Source organism: Streptomyces sp. NBC_00252 (genome assembly GCF_036187565.1).
GTDB lineage: Bacteria > Actinomycetota > Actinomycetes > Streptomycetales > Streptomycetaceae > Streptomyces.
In genome coordinates this window covers 3,189,094-3,213,564 of sequence record NZ_CP108087.1, presented here as the reverse complement: position 1 = coordinate 3,213,564, position 24,471 = coordinate 3,189,094, and the positions used below count along the sequence as shown (strand labels likewise).

At 70.8% G+C, this 24,471-nt stretch carries 17 protein-coding genes; 12 read left to right on the top strand and 5 right to left on the bottom strand.

Translation table 11 applies throughout. The features are described from left to right. Positions 1-227 precede the first annotated feature (227 nt). Entirely contained in the window at positions 228-359 is a 132-nt protein-coding gene (locus OHT77_RS13635) for a hypothetical protein (protein WP_266772865.1), read from the top strand. Positions 360-437: 78 nt separating this feature from the next. Here OHT77_RS13635 and OHT77_RS13630 read toward each other — a convergent pair whose 3' ends face one another. Next, positions 438-2,003 (bottom strand): purple acid phosphatase family protein, encoded by a 1,566-nt coding sequence (locus OHT77_RS13630; protein ID WP_328828614.1) that lies wholly within the window; start codon positions 2,001-2,003, stop codon positions 438-440. 153 nt (positions 2,004-2,156) lie between these two features. Between OHT77_RS13630 and OHT77_RS13625 the strand changes: the two genes are divergently transcribed. From OHT77_RS13625 to OHT77_RS13610, 4 genes are all read left to right on the top strand, one after another. Beyond that, positions 2,157-3,200, top strand: a complete 1,044-nt coding sequence (locus tag OHT77_RS13625) for a 3-isopropylmalate dehydrogenase (protein ID WP_328828613.1) — start codon at positions 2,157-2,159, stop codon at positions 3,198-3,200. Between the two features lie 324 nt (positions 3,201-3,524). Then, positions 3,525-4,613, top strand: a complete 1,089-nt coding sequence (locus OHT77_RS13620) for a branched-chain amino acid aminotransferase (RefSeq protein WP_328828612.1) — start codon at positions 3,525-3,527, stop codon at positions 4,611-4,613. A gap of 163 nt (positions 4,614-4,776) precedes the next feature. Beyond that, the gene (locus OHT77_RS13615; RefSeq protein WP_328828610.1) at positions 4,777-8,145 is read left to right on the top strand and encodes a CHAT domain-containing protein; all 3,369 of its coding nucleotides are present in this window, start codon (positions 4,777-4,779) and stop codon (positions 8,143-8,145) included. Then, positions 8,142-8,732, top strand: a complete 591-nt coding sequence (locus tag OHT77_RS13610; protein WP_328828609.1) for a hypothetical protein — start codon at positions 8,142-8,144, stop codon at positions 8,730-8,732. The genes OHT77_RS13615 and OHT77_RS13610 overlap by 4 nt, the downstream gene beginning before the upstream one ends. Here the strand turns inward: OHT77_RS13610 and OHT77_RS13605 are convergent. Next, positions 8,675-10,114, bottom strand: a complete 1,440-nt coding sequence (locus tag OHT77_RS13605) for a cytosine permease (protein WP_328828608.1) — start codon at positions 10,112-10,114, stop codon at positions 8,675-8,677. The two genes, OHT77_RS13610 and OHT77_RS13605, sit on opposite strands and share 58 nt — an antisense overlap. A gap of 118 nt (positions 10,115-10,232) precedes the next feature. Between OHT77_RS13605 and ureA the strand changes: the two genes are divergently transcribed. The 5 genes from ureA to cimA all read left to right on the top strand — a co-directional run bounded on the left by ureA (position 10,233) and on the right by cimA (position 16,252). Next, positions 10,233-10,913: an urease subunit gamma gene (ureA, locus tag OHT77_RS13600; protein WP_328828605.1), complete on the top strand. Its 681-nt coding sequence runs from the start codon at positions 10,233-10,235 to the stop codon at positions 10,911-10,913. Continuing rightward, positions 10,910-12,580 (top strand): urease subunit alpha, encoded by a 1,671-nt coding sequence (locus tag OHT77_RS13595; RefSeq protein WP_328828603.1) that lies wholly within the window; start codon positions 10,910-10,912, stop codon positions 12,578-12,580. The genes ureA and OHT77_RS13595 overlap by 4 nt, the downstream gene beginning before the upstream one ends. Positions 12,581-12,603: 23 nt before the next feature. Beyond that, on the top strand, positions 12,604-13,623 hold the full coding sequence (locus OHT77_RS13590) for an agmatine deiminase family protein (protein ID WP_328828602.1): 1,020 nt from the start codon (positions 12,604-12,606) through the stop codon (positions 13,621-13,623). A gap of 25 nt (positions 13,624-13,648) precedes the next feature. After that, on the top strand, positions 13,649-14,251 hold the full coding sequence (locus OHT77_RS13585) for a TetR/AcrR family transcriptional regulator (RefSeq protein ID WP_328828600.1): 603 nt from the start codon (positions 13,649-13,651) through the stop codon (positions 14,249-14,251). 396 nt (positions 14,252-14,647) lie between these two features. Then, positions 14,648-16,252, top strand: coding sequence for a citramalate synthase (gene cimA, locus OHT77_RS13580; protein WP_328828598.1), 1,605 nt, complete (start codon positions 14,648-14,650; stop codon positions 16,250-16,252). A 162-nt stretch (positions 16,253-16,414) separates the two neighbouring features. Here cimA and OHT77_RS13575 read toward each other — a convergent pair whose 3' ends face one another. After that, on the bottom strand, positions 16,415-18,283 hold the full coding sequence (locus tag OHT77_RS13575) for a ricin-type beta-trefoil lectin domain protein (RefSeq protein ID WP_328828597.1): 1,869 nt from the start codon (positions 18,281-18,283) through the stop codon (positions 16,415-16,417). 133 nt (positions 18,284-18,416) lie between these two features. Here OHT77_RS13575 and OHT77_RS13570 point away from each other — a divergent pair, with 133 nt between their 5' ends. After that, the gene (locus tag OHT77_RS13570; protein ID WP_328828595.1) at positions 18,417-21,428 is read left to right on the top strand and encodes a glycoside hydrolase family 3 protein; all 3,012 of its coding nucleotides are present in this window, start codon (positions 18,417-18,419) and stop codon (positions 21,426-21,428) included. A gap of 59 nt (positions 21,429-21,487) precedes the next feature. Here OHT77_RS13570 and OHT77_RS13565 read toward each other — a convergent pair whose 3' ends face one another. Together OHT77_RS13565 and OHT77_RS13560 are read right to left on the bottom strand one after the other, a co-directional pair. Then, positions 21,488-22,552: a sensor histidine kinase gene (locus OHT77_RS13565; protein ID WP_328828594.1), complete on the bottom strand. Its 1,065-nt coding sequence runs from the start codon at positions 22,550-22,552 to the stop codon at positions 21,488-21,490. Next, complete coding sequence (locus OHT77_RS13560) at positions 22,545-23,243, bottom strand: response regulator transcription factor (RefSeq protein WP_328828592.1); 699 nt, start codon at positions 23,241-23,243, stop codon at positions 22,545-22,547. The genes OHT77_RS13565 and OHT77_RS13560 overlap by 8 nt, the downstream gene beginning before the upstream one ends. 210 nt (positions 23,244-23,453) lie before the next feature. Between OHT77_RS13560 and OHT77_RS13555 the strand changes: the two genes are divergently transcribed. After that, positions 23,454-24,437, top strand: coding sequence for an endonuclease/exonuclease/phosphatase family protein (locus tag OHT77_RS13555; RefSeq protein WP_443048207.1), 984 nt, complete (start codon positions 23,454-23,456; stop codon positions 24,435-24,437). The last annotated feature ends 34 nt before the right edge of the window (positions 24,438-24,471 follow it).

Below are 24,471 nucleotides of genomic sequence, written 5' to 3'. Positions count from 1 at the left end.
GTGACCCCTTTCACCGTCTCAGATAGTAGGAAGTCCGAGTAATTGTGGAGACAGATGCGCGGTCCTGTCCTAGCTTTGTAGGAGCCGAACGTCTCGCTAGACCAAGCGAATGGCGGTCGTGAGCCGGACACCGTGCAGGCAACCCCTGCGGTCCGTAGCTCCCCGCCCCTTCCGGCGTCTCGCACATCCCTTCCGCACTCCAGGATTTACGAAGGAGTCGATTCTCCATGGCCGAGACGACCGTCCGCCGCCGCGTCCGCCACGTGCCCCGCACGAGCGAGTCCGAGCGCAAGAACGCCGCAGCCGCCCTCCAGCGCGCCCTCGACCGCCGGGACAACGGCGGCGAGACCGGCCACTGAGCCGACGCGGCGCCCGTAGGACTCGACGAAGCACACCCACAAGCCGGGAGCCGCGCCCGCACGGGGTGCGGCGCGGTCTCAGTGACCGCGCCGCACCTCGAAGTGGTCGATGCGCTTGCCGTTCCCGTCGAGCGCAGACACCTTGAGCCGGGGCGTGCTGCCGCTCTCCGCCTCCACGGAGAGCAGTGAGAAGCCCCGGTAGCGCACCCGCGACCACTCCACCGTCTCCGCCTCGGTGTGCTGGCCCTTCTCCCACCGCACGGTGTCGACCGTCCCGTGCCGGGTGACGTGCCCCTCGTAGCTCTCCTTGACGCCCGCCGGGAACCCGTACAGATCGCGCCCGCCGCCGCCCGCCGTGACGTAGACGATGCCGTCCCGCGTCGGATCGGTGGACGCGCCGATCGGTACGGCCCTGCCGACCGCGTCGTTCCTGATCGCGTCGGTCCGCTCGTAGACGTGGTTGTGGCCGTTGATCACCAGGTCCACCTGGTGCTTCGCGAACAGCGGCAGCCACTCGGCGCGCACCCCGCCGTCGGAGGCGTGCGAGGAGGTCGAGTAGGCGCAGTGGTGGAAGAAGACGACGACGAAGTCGACCCCCTTCGTCGCGCGCAGCTCCCGCAGCCTGCCGTCCAGCCACTTGGTCTGCTTCCCGCCCGTGTGGCCGAGGTTGGCGGTGATCTCGTACGACACGTCGTTCGCGTCGAGCGCCACGACGCCGACGTTGCCGTAGACGAAGGAGTACACGCCCGGCGCGTGCGTCGGGTCGAAGCCGTTCTCCGGGAGGGACCAGCGGGCGAGCTGGCCGCCGTAGCCGTCGGGGGAGTACCAGGCCTCCATGTCGTGGTTGCCGGTCGTCACCATCCACGGGACCGAGCGGGAGACGGGCTCGTTCTGCTTGAGGAACAGGTTCCAGTACGTCGGGTCGTAGCCGTCCGTCTTCTTGCCCAGGCCGTTGGTGTCGGCGTAGCAGATGTCGCCCGCGTGGAGGTGGAAGGCGGGGTTCTCGCGCAGGACGACATGGTCGTTGGCGGCGGCCGCGTTGCTCACGCCCTGGTCGCCGAAGGCCGTGAACACGAACTTCCCCGGGCTCGCCGGGGCCGTACGGAAGGTGCCGATCGTCGAGCGGTGGGCCGGCGCGGCCGGGTCGAAGCCCTCGTGGCCGACGCCGTAGTAGTACGTCGTGCCGGGGTGGAGGCCGTCCAGGGCCGCGTGGACGTAGTACTGCTCCACGGCGGGGCGTACGCCCGTGAGCCCCGGGGTGTGCAGGTCGCGGACCTCGGCCGTGATCCGGCGGCTGAGGTCGTCCGGCTTCAGCCCCACGCGTACGTACGGCTTCCTGACCGCGAACGGGACCTGCCAGGAGATCCGCATCGCCGTCTTCGGGTCGGCGCCGAAGGCGAGATGGCGGCCGAAGGGGACGACCGCCGTGCCGGGCACCTTGGACGTGGCGGGGGAGGGGAGCGCGGCCTTGCCGTCGGCGGACGCCCGGCCCGCGCAGCCCGCGAGCAGCCCGCCCGCCGCCACCGCGCCCGCCGACACCAGCGTGCGGCGCCGGGTCAGCTTCGTGCGCAGGTACTCGTACTGCTCGGCCATGCTCATCCGGACCGCGAGGTGTTCCGGGATGCCGACGTCAGGTGTCTCCATGTCGATGAAGCTCCCCCAGAACTCCGACGACCTCCCTGCGTGGGGGTGAACTCCGGTCGAACGGCCGACGTCGGCGCCCGGGAACGGCCGATGTTCTGTCCGTATCGTGGACACCCCGTGTCATCTCATGGGACGCGGAGTACGGTGGCGGGCATGTCTCGCAGCATCGATCTCGCAGTGATTCCCGGTGACGGCATCGGTCAGGAAGTCGTGGCCGAAGGTCTGAAAGTCCTCTCCGCCGTCCTTCCGCAGGATGTGAAGCTGGAGACCAAGGAGTTCGACTTCGGCGCAAGGCGCTACCACGCGACCGGTGAGACCCTCACCGACGCGGACCTGGCCGCGCTGAAGCAGCACGACGCGATCCTGCTGGGCGCGATCGGTGACCCGTCGGTCCCGTCCGGGGTGCTGGAGCGCGGCTTCCTGCTGAAGCTCCGCTTCGCCTTCGACCACCACGTCAACCTGCGGCCGTCGAAGCTGCTCCCGGGTGTGGCGACCCCCCTCGCCGGTGACCCGGAGATCGACTTCGTCGTCATCCGTGAGGGCACCGAGGGCCCGTACACGGGCAACGGCGGCACCATCCGCAAGGGCACCGAGCACGAGGTCGCCACCGAGGTCTCCGTGAACACGGCCTTCGGTGTCGAGCGCGTCGTCCGGGACGCCTTCGCCCGCGCCCAGGCCCGCCCCCGCAAGAAGCTCACGCTGGTCCACAAGAACAACGTGCTGACCTTCGCGGGCCACCTGTGGACGAACATCTTCAACAAGGTCGCGGCCGAGTTCCCCGAGGTCACCACCGACTACATCCACGTGGACGCGGCGACGATCTACCTCGTCACCGACCCCGCCCGCTTCGACGTGATCGTCACCGACAACCTCTTCGGCGACATCATCACCGACCTCGCCGCGGCCGTCTCCGGCGGCATCGGCGTCGCCGCGAGCGGGAACATCAACCCGTCCGGCGAGTTCCCCTCGATGTTCGAGCCCGTGCACGGCTCCGCGCCCGACATCGCGGGCCAGGGCAAGGCCGACCCCACCGCCACGGTCCTGTCCGTCGCCCTCCTCCTGCGCCACCTCGGCTACGAGTCCGAGGCCGTTCGCATCGAGGACGCGGTCTCCGCCGACCTCGCGGACCGCACCGGCAAGCCCGCCCGCAGCACCACCGAGATCGGTGACGCGCTGGCCGTACGAGTAGCCGGCTGACCTTCCCCCAGAGCCTTGAGGGCCTGGGGAGACCCCCAGGCCACTCGAGAAACTCTCGCAGTATTCGAGGCCGCCGGGTCGCAACAGCACCCGGCGGCTTTTCTTACGTCCCCGCCGGGTGCCACCATCATCCCTGGGTCGCATTCACGCCGTTTCCTCCCCCGGCGCCAGACGCCTGGGCGGTACCCCCACCGCTCCACCACGCGCGATAATCGAACGTGGAGCCGCGGAATGAGGGAATGCTCGGACGTCCTAGCACTGGCCACTGGCAGTCGAGGGCGTGAGCGCGGCCCGTCACACACAACCGGTGAAGGACAACCACTCATGACGACGCCCACGATCGAGCTCAAGCCCTCGGCCTCGCCACTTTCCGCCGCCGAGCGCGACGCGATTCTGGCGAGCCCCGGGTTCGGCCGCCACTTCACCGATCACATGGTGATGATCAAGTGGACCGAGGGCCGCGGCTGGCACGACGGCCAGCTCGTGCCCTACGGTCCGCTCTCCCTCGACCCCGCGAACATGACCCTGCACTACGCGCAGGAGATCTTCGAGGGCCTCAAGGCGTACCGGCAGGCCGACGGCTCCGTCGCCACCTTCCGCCCCGAGAAGAACGCCCGCCGCTTCCAGATCTCCGCCCGCCGCCTCGGCATGCCCGAGCTGCCGGTCGAGACGTTCATCGAGGCCTGTGACGTGCTGGTCCAGCAGGACCGCGACTGGGTCCCGGCGCATGGTGGCGAGGAGTCCCTGTACCTGCGCCCGTTCATGATCGCGACCGAGGTCGGCCTGGGCGTGAAGCCCGCCAACGAGTACCTCTTCCTGGTCATCGCCTCCCCGGCCGGCGCCTACTTCCCCGGCGGCGTGAAGCCCGTCTCCATCTGGGTCTCCGAGGACCACGTCCGCGCCGTCCCCGGCGGCATGGGCGACGCCAAGACCGGCGGCAACTACGCGGCCTCCCTCCTCGCCCAGGCCGAGGCCGCCGAGCAGGGCTGCGCCCAGGTCTGCTACCTCGACGCGGTCGAGCGCCAGTGGGTCGAGGAACTCGGCGGCATGAACCTGTACTTCGTCTACGGCGACCGGATCGTCACCCCCACCCTCACCGGCTCGATCCTGGAGGGCGTCACCCGCGACTCCCTCCTCACCCTCGCCCGCGACCTCGGCTACACCGCCGAGGAGGGCCGGATCTCCATCGAGCAGTGGCAGCGCGACTCCGAGAACGGCTCGCTGACCGAGGTCTTCGCCTGCGGCACGGCCGCGGTCATCACCCCGGTCGGCACGGTCAAGCGCACCGGCGCCGAGTGGCAGCAGTCCGCCGGCGAGCCCGGCGAGGTCACCCTCCGGCTGCGCGGCGCGCTCCTCGACATCCAGCGGGGCGACTCCGCCGACAAGCACGGGTGGATGCACCGGCTCGGCTGAACTCCCGAGATTCCCGTACGGAGTTGACGACGGGCGGGGCCGATCCCCTGCGGAGCAGGTCCCGTGCGGAGTTGATGAAGAAGCCCGTCCCTGTCCCGGGGCGGGCTTCTCCGTGGCAAGGTGGGTCGCCGGGCGGAGGCGGGCGGACGGGGGAGACGGGGCCTTGGAGACGCTGGACTTCCATGTGGAGATCGGCACCGGGAGCGCGGACGACCGTGACCCCGGCCGCCCGCGCAGCTACGAGGTCACCCTGCGCGGCCCCGCGGGCGACGAGGCCTCCGAGGTCAGACCCTTCCCGCTCACCCCCGGCGAACTGCGCGCCCTGGACACCACCGTCCCGCATGCCGTCCTCAGCTCCGCCGCCCGCCTGCGCCGCGCCCCCACCGACGACGAACTGCCGGTCCGCGAACTCGGCCGCAGGCTCTACGAGTTCCTCCTGGGCGGCAAGGGCAGACCCCTCCTCGCCGCCGCCCGCCACCGGGCCGCCCACGACGACCGCCCCCTGCGCATCGTGCTGCGCGTCCGCCCGGCCGAACTCGCCCGGCTGCCCTGGGAGTTCCTCTACGACCCGGACGAGGACAGCTACCTCTGCCAGACCACGCCCCTCGTCCGCCGCCCCGAAGTCAGCGTGCCCGAAAGGCCGTTGACGGTACGGCCGCCACTGCGGGTGCTGTGCATGGCGGCCCGCCCCGACGACCAGGAGCCGCTGGCCGTCCGGGCGGAACAGGAGTGGCTGGGCCGAGCCCTGTCCGAACTGCGCCGCCAGGGCCTGATCCACGTGGAGTGGACGGCGGGACCGACCTGGCGCGACCTGCGCACCGCGCTGCGCGGCGGACCCTGGCACGCCTTCCACTTCATCGGACACGGCGGCTTCGACCCGGCCGGAGCCGAGGGCACGCTCGCGCTCGGCGACGACGACGGCGGCACGTACCACCTCGGCGCCGAGGACCTCGCGATGCTCCTCTCCCGCCACACCTCCCTGCGGCTCGTCGTCCTCAACGCCTGCGAGACCGGCCGCTCCGCCGACCGCGACCCCTTCTCCAGCGTCGCGGGCGCGCTCATGCGCAAGGGCCTCCCGGCGGCGGTCGCCATGCAGTACCCCATCTCGAACGACGCCGCCGTCGAGTTCAGCCGCACCTTCTACGAGTCCCTCGCGCACCGGCGCCCCGTCGACGAGGCCGTCACGGAGGCCCGCCAGACCATCCGCCTCGCCCGGCGCGGCACGCTGGAGTGGGTCACGCCGGTGCTGTTCATGCGCTCACTGGACGGCCGGCTCTTCGACCTCACCGACGCCGGTACGCCCGTGCCGGCCGCGGCCGACGAGGTGCACGGCCTGTACGTGGCGGGCCTCGCCGCGCTGCGCCGCAAGCGCTGGCAGCGGGCCGTCGAGATCTTCCGCGACGTCATGGCCCGCGACCCCGGCCATCCCGACGCCCACTCCAAGCACGCCGAGGCGCTGCGCCTGCGCCGCCTGAACGACCTGTACGAAGCGGGCCTCGGCGCGATCGGGGAACGCCGGTGGGACGCGGCCGTCGACCACCTGGAGGCGGTCGCCGCCACCGACCCCGCCTTCCTCGACACCGCCACCCACCTCACCGAGGCCCGCCGCCACCAGGCTGCCGCCACCTGGCACACCGAGATCGCCGCCTTCCACGCGGCCGGCGAGTGGGAAGCGGTCCTCGCCGTCGGCACGGAACTCGCCGCGCTGCTACCGGAGGATCCGGACCCGGACGGGTTGGTGGCGGATGCGCGGGCGCGGTTGGGGGTGACGGGGGATGTGGTTCCGGGGGAGTCTCCGACTTGGGTGAGCGAGGTGCCGGTCCCGGCCGGAGAGTTGGGGACTAGCGAAGTGCGGGCCCCGGTAAGTGAGTTGGCACCGGACGCGGTGGACAATGTGGTGCCGGGTGGAGTGCCTGTCCCGGTGGGCGAGTTGGCGCCGGATGAGGTCGGCGTGGTGGTACCGGGCGAACTGGCCTTCCCGGTAAGCGAGTTGGCGCCGGACACGCTGGACAGGGTGGTGCCGGGTGAAGCGCCTGTCCCGGTAGGCGAGTTGGCGCCGGACACGCTGGACAGGGTGGTGCCGGGTGAAGCGCCTGTCCCGGTAGGCGAGTTGGCGCCGGACGTGGTGGACAGGGTGGTGCCGGGTGAAGCGCCCGTCCCGGTAGCCGAGTTGGCACCGGACACGACGGACAAGGCGGTGCCGGGTGAACTGCCCGTCCCGGCGGACGAGTTGGCTCCGGATCAGGCCGGCGAGGTGGAGCAGGGCGAACTTCCCGTCCCCGTAGCCGAGTTGGCGCCGCACACCGCGAACCAGACGGCGCCGCTTGACGAGCCCGCCCCCGTGAGCGGGCCGTCCGCCCCGCCGCGCGACACCCCGGATCAGCCCGTCGAGCCACGGACGACCCACCACGGCTCGATCTCGGACTGGGCGCCTCCCGTGGTCCCGGACAGGCCCGCTCCCACCAACCGCCGCGCCTCCACCTCGTCGACCGCGAGGTCGGCCCAGGACGTACCGGTCCGCGTTCCGGGCCGCCCCCTCGCCTTCTCGTTCAGCCCGGACGGCACCCGGTTCGTCATCGCCTGTCTGGGCCGGAAGGCCCTGGTCGCCGACGTGCTCGACCCCGGCAGGTCGCGGCTGATCCGGCACGACGGCCCGTTCGAGCGGCTGGGGAGGCTGGCGCGCGAGGACAGGTCGCCGATCGCGGCGGCGCTCGCGCCCGGCGGGCATCGGCTGGTGACGTACGCGGTCCCGGCCCTGCGCACGTGGGACGTGGACGCCAGATCCCAGCTCGCGGAATGGCGGACGGACGAGCCGGAGGGCCAGGTAGCTCTCGGTGCCGAAGGCCTCAACGCCCTGTTCCTGCCCGGCAGTTCCGGCGCCCACCACTGGCCGGTCTCCCAGGACGCCCCCGACCGGCTCACCGCCCAGGAAGCCCGGGCGGCCCGCGCCGTCACCTCCCGGGACGGCACGATGTTCGCCACGGTGGACGCTCCCGCGGACCTTGGCCGCGCCTGGGTCCTGGCCGCGCAGGGGGTGCACACCCGCACCCGTGAGCTGCACGTCCGTGTCTGGGACGCCGCCACCGGCCGCCTCCTCGCCGAGCGGAACTGCGGTACCGACGTGATCCGTGTCGCCCTGCACCCCCGCAACACGGCCTTCGTGACGGGTCACGGCGACGGCAGGGTGCGGGTCTGGGGCCCCGAGGGGACGGGCCGCGTGATCGCCGAGGAGGGCTCCACCTTCTTCATGGACATCGCGTACGACAGCGAAGGGAACCGGCTCGCCGTCGCCAGGGAGAACGGCGCCTCCGTCCAGGATCTCCACAGCGGGCGGCTGGTCGCCTCCCGCCGGTACGGGTTCGACTGGACGGTGCGCGCACTGGCGTTCGGCCCCGACGGCGTGGCCCGCGCGCTGGTCGAGCGCTCCCACGAGGTCTGGCTGACCACCATCGCCACCATGGCCCAGGGAATCCGGGGCATCTGGGACGACGACGGTCCCACCCACGCACGGCTACGAGGAGACGTCCCATGACCGACCCGGCCCAGTCCCCCCGACCCGCCGACGTGGAACCGTCCCCGGATCCCCGCCCGCGTACCGCCGACGTCTTCGTCGAGGAGTCCGCCCCACCCGGTCAAGAGGCGCCCCTCGTCGAGGAGTTCGGCGCGCTGGGCTTCACGGTCCGCGCCCTCCCCGCCCGCCGCCCGATCGAGCAACTGGCCTGGGCGGTCCTGGTCGTCCTCCCGTTGCAGGCGTTCCTGACCGCACTCGGCGGCAAGGCGGGCGAGGACGCGCATCACGGCCTGAGGAACGCGGTCCGCAAGGTCCTGCGCCGCGCCTCCGAAGCGGGGCCCTCCACCGAGGCGTCCACCGGGCCCTCCGCCGAGCCGACCGGCGAGTCCGAAGCGGAGCCCCTCGCCGACGCCCCGCCGACCTCACCCACCGTCGTCCTCCAGGACCCCGCCACCGGCATCCAGATCATCCTCGGCCCCCACCTCGACGACACCGCCTACCGCGCCCTCCGCGCCCTCGACCTGACCGGGATCACCCAGGGCCCGGTCCGCTACGACACCGCGGAGGCCCGCTGGCTCTCTGACGTGGACGAGGCGACCTCCCGCTGAAGCACCGGACGCCCGCCGAGCACCAGGTACGCGGCACCCCCGACCGCCCCCGACAACAGGAAACTGCAGTCCACCCCACCCGTCAGCGACAGCAGCGGCCCCTCGTACGACGGCAGCGACACCGCCAGCAGACCGACCCCCGCGCCCACCGCCCAGGAGACCGTCGCCGGGATGTTCCAGCCCGCCCGGAACCAGTAGATGCCGCCCTGGGAGCGGCGGTTGAAGACCTGGAGGGCGTCCGCGTCGTACACGCCACCGCACCGCACGAAGCCGATGAGCGTGATCACCGCCCACGGTGTGCCGATCGCCGTGAGGAGCAGCACGAAGGACGTCATCGCGGACTGGGCGTTCCAGGCGTAGTGCCCGACGAAGACACAGAGCATCGCGACGACCGCGACCGTGCAGGTGGCCCGCGCCCGGGACGCCCGGGGCAGGATCGCGTCGAGGTCGAGGCCCATGGAGTAGAGCATCAGGCCCGCGTTGCCGACGGACCCCGCGGAGGCGGCGAGCAGCAGCGGTACCAGGTACCAGCCGGGGGAGGCCTGGACCAGCGGGCCCGCGTAGTCGAGGGCCGCGTGTGCCGCGTACGCCGTGAAGGTGCCGAAGAGCTGGGGGACCAGGAGCCCGGCGATCAGGCCGAGCCAGGTCGCGTGCAGGACCCGGCGTGAGGTGTGGCGGGCCGGGGAGATGTAGCGCGTGTAGTCGCCGAGGAGGGTGATGAAGGCGATCGGCCCGGACAGTCCTGCCGCGACCGTCGCCAGACACCAGGTCGGCCAGAACCCGCCCAGGAGATACCCGCCCGCCCCCGGCAGCGCGCCGGTGGTGAAGTGCGGGGCGTAGGCGATCACGCCGAGGACCAGCAGCGCGGTCATGCCGATGGACAGGACGCGGGACATGGCGAGCAGCACCCGGTAGCCGTAGACCGCGCCCGCGACGGTCGCCGCCGCGAGCACCGCGTACACGACGGCGTACGACACCCCGTCCGCCGGCAGTCCGAACAGCCGCCCGAGCACGCCCACCATCACATCGCCGCCGATCCACACGGTCAGCGCGGTGTAGCCGAGGGCGAGGAGCAGGCCGACGACCGAGCCGACGAGCCGGCCCCGCACGCCGAACTGGGCGCCGGACGATGTCGAGAGGTTGGTCGCGGTGCGCAGGGAGACCAGTGCGAGCGGGGCCGTGAACAGGGTGCCGACCACCGTGCCCGCGACGATCGAGCTGACCGACGCCCACCAGCCGAGGCCGAACGACGGCGGCAGCCAGCCGAAGATGATCACGCCGAGGCAGAGGTTGGAGCCGAGCAGGATCGACATGAGGTCGCGCGGACCGCTGGTGCGTTCCACATCGGGGACGGTGTCGACTCCGCGCTGTTCTATCGGCATGGTGGGCCCACCTCTTTCTTAGAGTGACGTTCAATGTGAACCGAGCGACGGTGGCGCGTCAACCGTTTCGGAGATGGGTTTTACGGTTTAGAGTGATGTTCTAAAGGAGGAACACGGGATGCGACTGACCCCCACGGAACGCGACCGGCTGCTGCTCTTCTCGGCCGCCGAACTGGCCCGCGCCCGCAAGGCGCGCGGCCTGAGACTCAACGTGCCGGAGGCCACCGCGCTCATCGCGGACACGGTCTGCGAGGCGGCTCGCGACGGCCGGCGGCTGGCCGAGGCCATCGAGCGCGCCCGCTCCGTGCTCGGCCCCGACGACGTCCTCCCGGGCGTCGCCGACGTCGTCACCGAGGTGCATGTCGAGGCCGTCTTCGACGACGGTTCACGGCTCGCGGTGGTCTCCGACCCGATCGGCGGCGGACTGGCCGGGGACGCCCCGGGCGCCCTGCTCCCGGGACCCCCGCACGCCGAACCCGAGGCCGTCGTCCGGGTCACGGTCACCAACACCGCGACCGTCCCCGTCTCCGTGACCTCCCACTTCCACTTCTTCGAGGCCAACCCGCGCCTCGACTTCCCCCGCGCCGAGGCCTACGGCATGCGCCTCGCCGTCCCCGCCGGATCCTCCGTCCGCTTCGGCCCGGGCGAGACCGCCGACATCGGCCTGCTGCCGATCGGTGGCGAGCGGATCGCGATCGGCTTCGCGGGCCTCGTCGACGGCCCGCTGGACGCGCCGGGCGCCAAGGACGAGGCCCTGCGCCGGGCAAGTGCCTGCGGTTACCTGGGAGTTGAGCTGTGAACCCGTACGAGTACGCCGCCACCCACGGCCCCCGCGCGGGCGACCGCGTCCGCCTCGGCGACTCGGGCCTGACGATCCGCGTGGAGTCCGACTCGCAGCGCTACGGCGACGAGTTCCTCGCCGGGTTCGGCAAGACGGCCCGCGACGGACTGCACCTCAAGGCCGCCGCCGTGCGGGACACCTGCGACGTGGTGATCAGCAACGTCGTCGTGATCGACGCGGCGCAGGGCATCCGCAAGGTGTCCATCGGGATCAGGGAGGGGCGGATCTGCTCGATCGGGCGGGCCGGCAACCCCGACACCCTCGACGGCGTGGACGTCGTCGTCGGCACCGGCACCTCCATCGTGTCCGGCGAGGGGCTCATCGCCACCGCCGGGGCGGTCGACACCCACGTCCATCTCCTCTCGCCGCGCATCATGGAGGCCTCGCTCGCCTCCGGGGTGACCACGATCATCGGCCAGGAGTTCGGCCCGGTGTGGGGCGTCGGCGTCAACTCGCCCTGGGCGCTGCGCCACGCGTTCAACGCCTTCGACGCCTGGCCGGTCAACATCGGCTTCCTGGGCCGGGGTTCGTCCTCCTCGGACGCCCCGCTGATCGAGGCCCTCGCGGAGGGCGGCGCCTCCGGGTTCAAGGTGCACGAGGACATGGGCGCCCACACCCGCGCGCTGGACACGGCACTGCGGGTCGCCGAGGAGCACGACGTCCAAGTCGCCCTGCACAGCGACGGGTTGAACGAGTGCCTGTCCGTCGAGGACACCCTGCGCGTCCTGGAGGGCCGGACGATCCACGCCTTCCACATCGAGGGCTGCGGCGGCGGACACGTGCCGAACGTGCTGAAGATGGCCGGGGTCCCCAACGTCATCGGCTCCTCCACCAACCCCACCCTCCCCTTCGGCCGGGACGCGGTCGCCGAGCACTACGGCATGATCGTCTCCGTCCACGACCTGAAGACCGATCTGCCCGGCGACGCCGCCATGGCCCGCGACCGCATCCGCGCCGGGACGATGGGCGCCGAGGACGTGCTGCACGACCTGGGCGCGATCGGCATCACCTCGTCGGACGCGCAGGGCATGGGCCGCGCGGGCGAGACCGTCCGCCGTACGTTCGCGATGGCCGGGAAGATGAAGGCCGAACTCGGCGCCCCGGACGAGCACGACAACGAACGCGTCCTGCGCTACATCGCCAAGCTGACCATCAACCCCGCCATCGCGCACGGACTTTCGCACGAGGTCGGCTCCCTGGAGGTCGGCAAACTCGCCGACATCGTGCTGTGGCGCCCCGAGTACTTCGGCGCGAAGCCACAGCTCGTCCTGAAGTCCGGGTTCCCGGCCTACGGCGTGGTCGGCGACCCGAACGCGGCGACCGACACCTGCGAACCCCTCGTCCTGGGACCGCAGTTCGGCGCCCACGGCACCACGCCCGCCGACATCTCCGTGGCGTTCGTCGCGCAGGCCGCCCTGGACCAGGGCAACGACTCGATGCCGACCCGCCGCAGGCGCGTGGCGGTGCGCGGCACCCGGGGCATCGGCCCCGCCGACCTGCGGCTCAACTCCCGTACCGGAGCGGTCGATGTGGACCAGGACACCGGCCTGGTCACCCTGGACGGCGAACCACTCCGCTCCGAGCCCGCCGACTCGGTCTCCCTCAACCGCCTCTACTTCCTCTAGCCACTTAGGAATTGGGACTTCTGATGAGCTTCCGCATGCCCCCCGAGTGGGCCCCGCACGAGCGCACCTGGATGGCCTGGCCCGGACCCAACCCGACCTTCACCAACGACGAGGAGCTGGCGGAGGCCCGTACCGCCTGGGCGTCCGTGGCCCGTGCCGTGCGCCGCTTCGAACCGGTGACGATGGTGCACGGCCCGGGGCAGGGAGAGTCCGCGCGAGCACTGCTCGGCCCGGACGCCGACCTGGTCGAGCGCGAGCTGGACGACGCGTGGATGCGGGACATCGGCCCCACTTTCGTCACCGACGGCAAGGGTGAACTGGCCGCCGTGGACTGGACGTTCAACGGCTGGGGCGGCCAGGACTGGGCCCGCTGGGAGCACGACTCCAAGATCGCCCGCCATGTCGCGGACCTCACCGGGGCGCCGGTCCTCGGCAGCACCCTCGTCAACGAGGGCGGCGCGATCCACGTCGACGGCGAGGGCACGGTCCTGCTCACCGAGACCGTCCAGCTCGGCGCGGGCCGCAACCCCGGCTGGACGCGCGAGCGGGTCGAGGCGGAGGTCCACGCCAAACTCGGCACCACGAAGGCCATTTGGCTCCCGCACGGCCTCACCGGCGACTACGGCGTCTACGGCACGCAGGGCCATGTCGACATCGTCGCCGCCTTCGCCGCGCCCGGCATCGTCCTGGTGCACAGCCAGCGCGACCCGGCCCACCCCGACCACGCCCGCTCGCAGGAGTACCTCGCCCTCCTCCGCGCCGAGACCGACGCGAAGGGCCGCCGACTGCAGGTCGTCGAGGTCCCCGCCCCGACCGTCCTCAAGGACGAGGACGGCGACTGGGTCGACTACTCCTACATCAACCACTACCTCTGCAACGGCGGGGTCGTCCTCTGCGCCTTCGACGACCCGAACGACGAGATCGCGGCCGGGATCTTCCGCCGTCTGTTCCCCGCGCGGACGGTCACACTGGTGGACGCCCGTACGATCTTCGCGGGCGGTGGAGGCATCCACTGCATCACCCAGCAGCAGCCGAAGGTCTAGGGACCCGGCCGGAGGGAGTCGGACGATGGCCGGTGCGCGGAAGAACGCGCCGCCGCGCGAGGACGTCCTCGCCGCCGCCATGGGCATGATCGCCGAACGCGGTCTGGAGCAGCTCACCATGGCGGCGCTCGGCCGCGAGGTCGGCATGAGCAGCGGCCATCTCCTCTACTACTTCCACTCCAAGGACGAACTCCTGCTCCAGGCCCTGGAGTGGAGCGAGGGCAGGCTCGGCGCCGAGCGCGGCCGTCTGCTCACCCGCACCGGGGCGACGGTCCGCGCACGCGTCGACGCCTACGTCGACCTGTACGTCCCCGATGGCCACCGCGACCCGCACTGGACGCTGTGGCTGGAGGTCTGGAACCGCTCGCAGAACGCCGACGACGACGCCCGCGACCGGCAGGCCGCGATCGAGGGCGCCTGGCACCGCGACCTCGTGGCGCTGATCGCGGAGGGCGTGTCACGGGGCGAGTTCCGGGCCGTCGACCCGGACCGGTTCGCGTCCCGGCTGCGCGCCCTCCTCGACGGTTTCTCCATCCATGTGGCGATCGGGCTGCGGGGCACGGACCGGGAGCAAGTCCTCGGCCACGTACGGGAGTTCCTGGACGAGGGGCTTCTCGCGGACGCGTGACGCGTCGAGCTTCGGCTGCGCGGATCACTTCCCGTGTCTCCGGGTGAAGAACCCGTCCCGGACGTGTTCGTGCGGCAGGTGAGTTGATCAACCGACTGTTCGCATCATGAGACGGACGGTGAGCGCGGAGGTGGTCTGTGCCAGACTGCCTCCGTGCTCTCGTTCGCCACGATTATTGGCAGCAGGCGCGCCGGTCCGCAGTGACCGCCTCGTACGACCAGGTACGGGCGGCCATCGTCGTCCTCGACCCGCGCGCAGACCTCTCGCACCCGCGAGGGGTTTTTCGCTTTTCTGGCCCACCTTCAGCCGGGAGCGCAGCGCGAGGGATCATTGGGGGACGGTGGAGCCGGTCATTCCGGTACAGACCGAGATCCAGATCCTCAGGAGCCAGAGACCATGACGGAACCCAGCGAACTCGACGACTCGTTCCACGTCTTCGACACGACCCTGCGTGACGGCGCGCAGCGGGAGGGCATCAACCTCACCGTCGCGGACAAGCTGGCCATCGCACGGCACCTGGACGACTTCGGCGTTGGCTTCATCGAGGGCGGCTGGCCGGGCGCCAACCCGCGGGACACCGAGTTCTTCGCCCGCGCGCAGCAGGAGATCGACTTCAAGCACGCCAAGCTCGTGGCCTTCGGTGCCACCCGGCGAGCGGGCGCGAAGGCGGCGGAGGACCCGCAGGTCAAGGCCCTCCTGGACGCGGGCACCGAGGTCATCTGCCTCGTCGCGAAGTCCCACGACCGCCATGTCGAGCTGGCCCTGCGCACCACCCTCGACGAGAACCTGGAGATGGTCCGCGACACCGTCTCCCACCTGGTCGCCCAGGGCCGCCGCGTCTTCGTCGACTGCGAGCACTTCTTCGACGGCTACCGCGCGAACCCCGCGTACGCGAAGGCGGTCGTACGGTCCGCCGCCGAGGCCGGTGCCTCCGTCGTGATCCTCTGCGACACCAACGGCGGGATGCTCCCCGCGCAGATCCAGGCCGTCGTCGCCACGGTCCTCGCCGACACCGGTGCCCGGCTCGGCATCCACGCCCAGGACGACACCGGCTGCGCGGTCGCCAACACCCTCGCCGCCGTCGACGCGGGTGCGACCCACGTCCAGTGCACGGCCAACGGCTACGGCGAGCGCGTCGGCAACGCCAACCTCTTCCCCGTCGTCGCGGCCCTGGAGCTGAAGTACGGCAAGAAGGTCCTCCCCGACGGCAAGCTCCGCGAGATGACCCGCATCTCGCACGCCATCGCCGAGGTCGTCAACCTCACCCCCTCCACCCACCAGCCCTACGTGGGCGTCTCGGCCTTCGCCCACAAGGCGGGCCTGCACGCCTCCGCGATCAAGGTCGACCCCGACCTCTACCAGCACATCGACCCCGAGCAGGTCGGCAACACCATGCGGATGCTGGTCTCCGACATGGCCGGCCGCGCGTCGATCGAGCTCAAGGGCAAAGAGCTCGGCATCGACATCAGCGGCGACCGTGAGCTGGTGGGCCGAGTAGTGGAACGCGTCAAGGAACGCGAACTCAAGGGCTACACCTACGAAGCGGCCGACGCGAGCTTCGAGCTGCTCCTCCGCGCCGAGGCCGAGGGCAGGGCTCGCTCCTACTTCGAGGTCGAGTCCTGGCGCGCGATCGTCGAGGACCGCCCCGACGGCACCCACGCCAACGAGGCCACGGTCAAGCTCTTCGCCAAGGGCGAGCGCATCGTAGCCACCGCCGAGGGCAACGGCCCCGTCCACGCCCTCGACCGAGCCCTCCGCGTAGCCCTCGAGAAGATCTACCCCCAGCTCGCCAAGCTCGAGCTCGTCGACTACAAGGTCCGCATCCTCGAAGGCAAGCACGGCACGTCCTCCACCACCCGAGTCCTCATCGCCACATCGGACGGCACGGCGGAATGGTCGACGGTAGGCGTAGCCGACAACGTCATCGCCGCGTCCTGGCAGGCCCTGGAGGACGCGTACACGTACGGCTTGCTGAAGGCGGGCGTAGAACCGGCGGAGTGACAAGCACCGCCGGTAGGGCTGAATTCCAGCCCTACCGGCGGTGTGTTTCTTTCAGCCCCTCCGGCGTTTGAGGAGCGGGGGTCCAGGGGGCGGAGCCCCCTGGCGGGGCCTGGGGCGGAGCCCCAGAAGGATGGGACGGGTAGGGGCGGCGGGGGCGAAAACCTACTGCAGATGCCACTTCTGGTTGGCAGCCCCCGTGCACGTCCAGATCTGCGCCCGAGTCCCATTCGCCGACGTATTCCCGGTGACATCAAGGCACTTGTTGGCCGCGGTGTTCACCACATCACCGGTACTCGCGTTGTACGACCACTGCTGCGCAGCGGTCCCATTGCAGTCGTACAACTGCACCTTCGCCCCATCCGCAGTCGAAGCCGACGTCACATCAAGGCACTTCCCCAACGCCCGCACCGTCCCGTCCGTCCCCACGGTCCACTGCTGCGCGGTCGAGGAGTTGCAGTCGTAGAGCTGCACGGCAGTGCCGTTGGTCGTCGAACCCCCGGCCACATCAAGGCACTTGCTCGCGAGCCCGACGAACGCCCCGGTCTGGCTACCGCCCCCGGCCTGCGTCCCCGCCCAGGTGAACGTCGCGGACGTCTTCCCGGGCAACGAGTAAGTCGCGTGCTGACCACCCCAGTTGATGGTCACCGTCTTCGCCGAGGACGCGTCGTTGTACGCGATCAGCGCCTTCGACCCGTCCGGATTGCGCCACGCGACGTTCGGCACGTTCGTGGACGCGGTGGAAGCGATCCGCTGGGCCCCCGGCCGGACGAACTTCGTCAACTGGCCCATCGTGTAGTACTCGACGGTGTAGTCGACGGTCCCGCTCGCGCCGTCCCCGTTGTGCACGGTGATGAGCCCGGTGCAGGTACCGCACCCACCGTTGTGCGGCCCCATGTTCTGGTCCACGGCGAGCGACCACTTGGTCACCGACTTCGCCCAGTTCCGGGTGTAGTCGATGATGTTGTTCATGTCCTCGCGCTGCTGGTTGGCGATCCAGGTGCCCCCGGAGTGCTCGGTGCCGAAGGCGTCGAGGGTGGGGTACTGGTTGTGGACGGTGGTCTGCTTGGTGACGTCACCGCCGTAACCGTGCCAGGCGATCCCGCCGAAGTTGGGGTTCGAGCGGACGGCCGCGTCGTCCACCGTCGAGGCCGCGTACGAGTCGTACACGTCCCAGTTCCAGTCGTGCGCCAGCACCTTCGTCGTCAGGCCGGAGGCGTTGAGCTTCGGCAGCAGCTCGCTCTTGGTGAAGTAGGCGAGACCGGACGCGTTCCAGCTCATCGACGGGTAGCCGGAGCAGCAGGTGGGCTCGTTCTGGACGGTCACGTACGAGACCGGAACGCCCTGGTTCTTGTACGCCTGGAGGTACTTGACGAAGTAGTTGGCGTAGGCACCGTAGTCCTCGGCTTTCAGCCAGCCCCCGTTGAGCGAACCGCTGTCCTTCATCCACGCCGGTGCCGTCCATGGCGAGGCCATGACAGTCAGGGACGGGTTCAGGCCGAGTGCCTGCTTGGTGAGCGGCACGACGTCGGCCAGGTCGTGCGCGATCGAGAAGGAGTTGAGGTTCGGGTCGGTCTGCCCGGCCGGCACGTCGTCGTACGAGTAGCCGTAGCGGGCGAGGTCGGACGCGCCCATCGGGTTGCGCAGGAACGACAGCCCGATCCCGTCGGTCGGCGAGAACAGCTTGGTCATGGTCGCGTTGCGGGTCGCCGTCGACAGCGCGCCGCTGCTGTTCATCAGCCAGGCGGCCGTGTCGGTGAAGGACGCGCCGCCGCCGGTGAAGGTCTGGTAGCGGGTGTTCTCGTCGACGGTGATGTTCTCGCCGCTGCCGCCAGTCCCGGAGGAGAAGGCGAACGGCGTCTGGGCCTGGAGGCCGCGCGTGACATGGCGTCCGGCGGCGTCGTCGGTGGTGGTGAGCCAGGCGGTGACCTGTTCACCGGCCGCGTGTGCGGGGGGTACGGCCGCGGTGAAGCCGGCCACGGAGAGCAGTCCGGCGAGGAGCAGCCGGGCCGTGCGGGGGGTTCTCCTGGACATGGTTGCGTTAGCCCTTCCTGACGAGACGTCTTGACGGGTCTGCGGGCCGTTAGTTAACTCACGGCGTGATCTAAGTCATGAGTGAACTGTGCGAACCAGAGTGAACCAGAGCCCCTGAGCCGAGGGAAGGTCCATGCCAAGAACCGCCCTGCTCGTTTCCACCGCCCTGTGCGCCGCGCTGCTGTCACCGGCCGCCGTCTCCCAGGCGGCCGCCGCCGCCGATCCAGCCCCCACGCCCGTCGACCGCTTCGAGGGCGAGGTGCCGTTCGCGAGCCAGCCCGCCGAGGGCATCTTCACCTGGGGCGGTGACACGGACGACCCGCCCCAGCTCGCCCTGACCGCGAGACCCGACGCCCCCGAGGGCGCGAAGGTCCTGTCCGGGACGTACGACATCAGCGGCTACGGCGGCTTCACCCACGACTACGCCGCGACCGAACCCGGCCACGACTGGTCCGCGCACCAGGGCATCCGCTTCTGGTGGGACGGTCAGAACACCGGCAAGGCCACCAACTTCGAGATCAAGGACGGCGGCGCGAACGGCGAGGCCTCCGAGCTGTGGACGACGTCCTTCACGGACGACTTCACCGGCTGGAAGCAGATCGAGATCCCGTTCACGAACTTCGCCTACCGCACGGACTACCAGCCGGTCGGCGGCATCGACCACGTCCTCGGCCTGACCCAGATGTGGGGCTACGCGGTCACGCTCCCCGTCGGCATCAAGGGCCAATTCGCCATGGACGACGTCGAGTTGTACGGCAAGGCCGACCAGTCCCTGCGCGCCTCCGTCACCACCGACTCGGCCGTCTACCCGGTCAAGGAGGGCGGTACGGCCGCGGTCAAGGTCACCGTCTCCACCACCGGGGCCGTCCCGCTCGACGACCCGGTGACCGTCGCCTACACGTCCGACGGCGGCACCGCGACCTCGGGCAAGGACTACACCCCGGTCTCCGGCACCCTCACCTTCCCGGCGGGCACCGCGTCCGGCGCCACCCAGACGGTGAAGGTCCGCACGCTGAAGGACAAGTCGGCCGAGAACGCCGAGACGATCCCGCTGAAGCTCACGGTCACCGGCGCCAAGGCCCCGACCGAGAACCCGCAGGTCGTCGTCGACGCGCACGGACTGCCGTACCTGGACAGCAAGTTGCCCATCAAGACGCGCGTCGCCGACCTCGTCAAGCGCATGTCGCTGGAGGAGAAGGCCGGGCAGATGACCCAGGCCGAGCGCGGCGCGATGAGCACCCCGGGCGACATCGCCTCCTACGACCTCGGCTCCCTGCTCTCCGGCGGCGGCTCCACCCCGACGCCCAACACGGCGGCGGCCTGGGCGAAGATGATCGACTCGTTCCAGCTCCGGGCACAGGCGACGCGGTTCCAGATCCCGCTGATCTACGGCGTCGACGCGGTGCACGGCCACAACAACCTGGCCGGCGCCACGATCATGCCGCACAACATCGGCATCGGCGCCACCCGCGACCCCCAACTCGCCGAGAAGACAGGCGATGTGACGGCCAGTGAGGTCCGCGCGACCGGCGTCCCGTGGGACTTCGCCCCCTGCCTCTGCGTCACCCGTGACGAACGCTGGGGCCGCTCCTACGAGTCCTTCGGCGAGGACCCGGCGCTCGTCGAGTCCATGGAGACGGTGATCCAGGGTCTCCAAGGCGCCGCGAACGGCAAGCAGTTGAAGGACGACGACAAGGTCCTCGCCACCGCCAAGCACTTCGTCGGCGACGGCGGCACCGCGTACGGCTCCTCCACCACGGGCACGTACACGATCGACCAGGGCGTCACCACGGTCACCCGGCAGCAGCTGGAAGCCATCCATCTCGCCCCGTACCAGACGGCGGTCGACCGGGGCATCGGGACGGTCATGCCGTCCTACTCCTCGCTCGACATCATCGGCGACGGCCTCGGCCCGGTGAAGATGCACGCCCGCGCCGACATGATCAACGGCGTCCTCAAGAAGCGCATGGGCTTCGACGGCTTCGTCATCAGCGACTGGAACGCCATCGACCAGCTCCCGGGTGACTACGCCTCGCACGTCGACACGGCGGTCAACGCGGGCGTCGACATGATGATGGTCCCGTACACCTACAAGGACTTCAGCTCGACGCTCATCGCCGAGGTGAAGGCGGGCCACGTCACCGAGAAGCGGATCGACGACGCCGTCTCCCGCATCCTCACCCAGAAGTTCAAGCTCGGCCTCTTCGAGAAGCCGTACGCCGACACGAGCAACGCCTCGAAGATCGGCTCGACCTCGCACCGGGCCGTGGCCCGGCAGGCGGCGGCCGAGTCGCAGGTGCTGCTGAAGAACGCGGGCAACGTGCTGCCGCTGAAGAAGTCGCAGAAGGTCTACGTCGCCGGCTCCAACGCCGACGACCTCGGCAACCAGACCGGTGGCTGGACCATCACCTGGCAGGGCGCGTCCGGCACCAACACCACCGGCACGACGATCCTCCAGGGGATGAAGAACGCCGGCGGGAACGTCACGTACTCCAAGGACGCGTCCGCCTCGACCAGTGGCTACGACGTGGGTGTGGTCGTCGTCGGCGAGACCCCGTACGCCGAGGGGATCGGCGATGTCGGCAACGGCAACGACCTGACCCTCACCCCGGCCGACCAGGCAGCCGTGGACAAGGTGTGCGCGGCGATGAAGTGCGCGGTGCTGATCGTCTCCGGGCGCCCGCAGCTGATCGGGGACCGGCTCCCCAGGATCGACGCCCTGGTGGCCTCCTGGCTGCCCGGCACCGAGGGCGACGGAGTGGCCGACGTCCTCTACGGCAAGCGCTCCTTCACCGGTCAACTCCCGGTCACCTGGCCGAAGTCGGAGGCCCAGCTGCCGATCAACGTCGGTGACACGTCGTACGATCCGCAGTTCCCCTACGGCTGGGGACTGACGACGCTGACGAAGGCGCCGACGGGTGGCACGGCCGCTCTGAAGGCGCTGGAGGTCGCGGCGGCGCACACCAGGTCGGCGACGGCCGGCAAGGCGCTCGTCACCAAGGCGCGGCTGCTCGTGCAGGCGAAGGTGGGGCAGAACGTGACGGCGGCGGTGTCGAAGCCGTTCGCCGACGCGGACCATCTGCTGCTGACGGGCAAGTACGCGGCGGCTGTGAAGAAGCTGGAGGAGGCGTACAAGGCGGCGTAGATCGCGGCTTGTTCGCTGGAGTCGCACCCCCCGTGGCCTCGACGGCACGGGGGGTGCGGTCAGTTGGCGGGAAGTTCCACCGTGATGCGGAGGCCGCCGTCGGGGCGCGGGATGAGCGTGAGGGTGCCGCCGTGGGCGCCGGTGATGGTCTTGACGATGGCCAGGCCGAGGCCCACTCCCGCGTGGTCGGTGTGGAGGCGTTCGGTGCCCCGCTGGAAGGGCTCGGTGAGGGTCGAGACCTGGTGGGGGGTGAGGACGTCGCCGGTGTTCTCGACCGTGAGGACCGCGGACTTGGGGCCGGTGGTGGTGGTGACCCGCACCGTGCCCTGGTCGGGGAGGTTGTGGACGATCGCGTTCTGCACGAGGTTCGTGGTGAGCTGGAGCAGGAGGGGCTGGGAGCCGCGGGTGGGGGTGATCTCGCCGCCCGTCTCGACGGTGACGCCGTGCTTCTCCGCGAGGGGGAGCAGCGTCTCGGCGGCTTCCTCCGCGACCAGGGACAGGTCGACGGGCTCGCGGGTGAAGGACCACTGGTGGGCGCGGCTGAGCAGGAGCAGGGCCTCGGTGGCCTCGATCGCCCGGGTGTTCACGGTGTGGAGGCGCTCGATGATCAGACCGGTGTCCTGGTCCGGGTCGGCGCGGGCGAGGTCGAGCAGGGTCTTCGAGATCGCGAGCGGGGTGCGCAGTTCGTGGGAGGCGTTGGCCGCGAAGCGCTGCTGTTCGGAGACGTGGGCCTCGAGCCGGGCGAGCATCGTGTCGAAGGCGTCGGCGAGTTCGCGGAACTCGTCCTTGGGGCCCGGCAGTTGGATGCGATGGGAGAGCGAGCCGTCCGTGGCCAGCCGGGTCGCCTCCGTGATGCGGGTCAGCGGGGCGAGCATGCGGCCGGCGAGCAGCCATCCGCCGCCGAGACCGAACACGAGCAGGAACGTCAGCGTGACGGCCGCGGTCGGCGCGAAGGCGCGCAGCACGGCCAGGGTGTAGTCGGGCTGGATGATGAGCCCGACATGGGACACCCGCGTCAGGAACGTCCACGCGGCGACGAGCAGCAGGACGCCGGCGAGCATGAGGAACCCGGCGTAGCTGAGGGTGAGTTTGAGCCGGACGCTCATCCCGGGGGCTCTATCCACGGGCTTCCCCTTCGTGGTCGGGCTCCGCCGGCTGGGTGTCGATGCGGTAGCCGACGCCCGGCACGGTCGCGATGATCCAGGGTTCGCCGAGCCGCTTGCGCAGGGCCGAGACGGTGATGCGTACGGCGTTGGTGAACGGGTCGGCGTTCTCGTCCCAGGCTCGCTCCAGGAGTTCCTCGGCACTGACGACCCCGCCCTCGGCGCCGACGAGGACGTCCAGCACCGCGAACTGCTTCCTGGTCAGCGCGATGTAGCGGCCGTCGCGGTAGACCTCCCTGCGGAACGGATCGACACGCAGGCCCGCCAACTCCCTCACCGGCGGCCTGTTGTGGGCGCGTCTGCGGTCCAACGCCCGCAGCCGCAGGGCGAGTTCCTGGAGTTCGAAGGGTTTCGTGAGGTAGTCGTCGGCGCCGAGCTCGAACCCGGTGGTCTTGTCGTCGAGCCGGTCGGCGGCGGTCAGCATGAGGATCGGCATACCGCTGCCGGAGGCGACGATACGGCGGGCCACCTCGTCGCCTGAGGGGCCGGGGATGTCGCGGTCGAGGACGGCGATGTCGTAGCTGTTGACGCTCAGCAGCTCCAGCGCGGTGTTGCCGTCACCGGCGATGTCGGCCGCGATCGCCGCCAGGCGCAGGCCGTCGCGGATGGCTTCGGCCAGGTAGGGCTCGTCCTCGACGATCAGCACACGCATGGGTCCGATGGTAGGAGTGGGCACATATCGTCCGCGTATCGAAAACGCCATACGCGCCGGCAACACCGGGCCGCCTTGACTGGCGGCGTGACGCCAACTCCTTCACCAGCACCAGCACAGACACCCTCACCGCCACCGACTTCCTCGCCCGTGCCGACGCGGACCCCGCCACCAGGGCGGACGGCGGGCCTGCGGACAACGGGTCTCCGGATTCCTCGCGAATCCTGGAAACGCGGTCCGGTCCTCGCGGCGCTCGCCCTGCTGCTCGGGCTGCTCATGGCGCTGCACGCCGAGCTTCCGAGCGTCGGGGGCATCGGCAGCCTGGTGGAGAACCTCCTGCCGTGGTGCGGCGCGTTCGTGCCGGTGCTGCTGGCCGGAGCGCTGTGGCGCCGGTCCGCCTCCGCCGTGGTCGCGCTGGTGCTGCCGGTCACGGTGTGGCTGAGCCTCTTCGGCGGGCTGCTCACCGACAGGTCCCACCCCGGCGGCGACCTCACCGTGGTCAGCCACAACGTCGACGCCGGCAACCCCGACCCGACCGGCACCGCCCGTGAACTGGCCGCTTCCGGAGCGGAGTTGATCGCCCTGGAGGAGCTGACCGACCAGGCCCGGGGCACGTACGGGAAGGGGCTCGCCAAGGCGTACCCGTACCACGCGGTGCGGGGCACGGTCGGGCTGTGGAGCAAGCTGCCGCTGTCGGACACGCGGCCGGTGAACGTCGTACGCGGAGATGTCGGACCGCTGGCGAGGACCAAGCCGGCCCAGTCGGCGGCGGAGGCGGCCGACGGGGTGCGGGCGCTGCGCACGACGGTGGCCACGCCTCACGGGCCGCTCGCGGTGTACGTCGTGCACCTGGGCTCCGTGCGGGTGATGCCCCGGCGCGGCTTCTGGACGGACTCCCGCGACTTCGGCGCCCGCGCGCTGGCCAAGGCGGTGGCCGCCGAGCCGAACAAGCGGGTGGTCCTGCTCGGCGACCTGAACGGCACCACGGACGACCGCGCCTTCCACGGCCTGACCTCCCGGCTGACCTCGGCGCAGAAGACGGCCGGGAACGGCTTCGGCTTCACCTGGCCCGCGTCCTTCCCGATCGCGCGGATCGACCAGATCCTGGTGCGGGGGGTGCGGGCCCGGAGTTCGTGGGTGCTGCCCGAGACCGGCAGCGATCATCTGCCGGTGGCCGCCCGGATCGGCTGGTGAGCCGAACCATGCACCCCTCAGGGGCCGTTGCCGC